The 1,313-nt window shown below is 36.2% G+C and carries 2 protein-coding genes; both read left to right on the top strand.

Features of this window, described 5'->3' with window-relative positions; all coding sequences use genetic code 11:
* Nucleotides 1-139: 139 nt before the first annotated feature.
* On the top strand, nucleotides 140-607 hold the full coding sequence (locus QZ143_RS09895) for a DUF2115 family protein (protein WP_292883791.1): 468 nt from the start codon (nucleotides 140-142) through the stop codon (nucleotides 605-607).
* A gap of 17 nt (nucleotides 608-624) precedes the next feature.
* Complete coding sequence (locus QZ143_RS09890) at nucleotides 625-1,176, top strand: DUF2115 family protein (protein WP_292883788.1); 552 nt, start codon at nucleotides 625-627, stop codon at nucleotides 1,174-1,176.
* Nucleotides 1,177-1,313: the final 137 nt, after the last annotated feature.

Raw genomic sequence — 1,313 nt, 5'->3', positions numbered from 1 at the left:
CTTAACGTCGGAGAAGGTATGAACCACGTCTATCCCGTATATCCTCTGGTTCCGGAATCAAAAGAGGCATTCAACCATATTGTTGAAAGAATAATGAAATAGAAAAATCAGATATATTAAAAAAATAATATACATAATTATGAAAGCTACAGAACTACTTAAAGAAATCAGGGAAAACCTAAAAGACTATCCTATCGAATACCTCAAAAACAAGGTTACCGATGACAGGTACAAAGATCCCCTAACAAAACAGCTCGCCAAATACAATTCAGAAACATGGGATGAGATTTTTGCAATCGACATTACTGAAGACTATGAAATAAAAGATGGAGTGGTTGAAAACATCAAAAAGGACATTGACTTTTATTTTGACACTTATGCTGGAGGGGATGAGGAAACCAGAGAGTTTACAAAGTACATTTCACTTTATCTGGCGCTTATGGCCAAAAGACCATTGCATCCATTTGGTGACAATCCTGCAAAAGACCAGGTATTTATAGAAAATGGAGAATACAAATGCAAAACAAGAATCATGAGCATCAAGGATGAAAACTCTTTATGCCGATATTGCATCTGCAAAAATGCAGGTTATTCATTTGGATTTTAAATATTGGAGAAATTATAATGGTTGATGAATATCTTAAAATGTGCGATGACTTTCTTGACATCATTTCAAAGCATGAAGACATTACAGGCAATCTGGTTCGTGACATGCTGAAGAAATACGCATCAACGATTTCAGTATTTGACATGATGTCTGCCAGTGCACAGATAATCGAGGAAAACAAGTATGTTCAGGAAAGCTATAGAAAAGACAGCGAAAAGTCCTATGTTGAGATTTTCATATTTCGCGTAAAGGACATAATGACAGATTCAAAAGATTATCAAAAAATCATCGACAAAAAAGACATTGCAGATGCCATCGAAACATTAAAATCCAATTACATTAATGGAACACAGGATTCTCAAAGCAAAACCCCAATTATGGGCTGTTTGGCTTCAATCTACACCACATTCATTCTGGAAGAGCCTATTCATAAGGTTGGAACACCATTTCCAGGATCCCAAAAAGTCGAAGAGAAAAACGGAAAATTCTATTGCCCCGTCAAAGATTCAAACATCGACACACCTAATGCCGTGTGCAACATATGCCTTGCAGAGCAATCAGATATTTGAACCACCCCATCCTATAGAGGATGGGGATTCCTGAATTTTTTTCACTTAATAATGGTTAATTTAAGTATTTTATCAGGCTATCTCCGTTGAACCAGCGGTTTAGAATATTAATTGCTGCGTTTGTGTCCCTATCAAGT

Source organism: Methanobrevibacter sp. UBA188 (assembly GCF_905234905.1).
In the GTDB taxonomy this organism is placed as follows: domain Archaea; phylum Methanobacteriota; class Methanobacteria; order Methanobacteriales; family Methanobacteriaceae; genus Methanocatella.
The sequence above is the reverse complement of the archived record's forward strand: the minus strand, read 5'-3'. Positions and strand labels throughout refer to the sequence as shown.

What these genes read in the sequence shown, in the direction of transcription:
- QZ143_RS09895 (WP_292883791.1), top strand. Translation starts at nt 140, where the DNA reads ATGAAAGCTACAGAACTACTTAAAGAAATCAGGGAAAACCTAAAAGAC.
- QZ143_RS09890 (WP_292883788.1), top strand. Translation starts at nt 625, where the DNA reads ATGGTTGATGAATATCTTAAAATGTGCGATGACTTTCTTGACATCATT.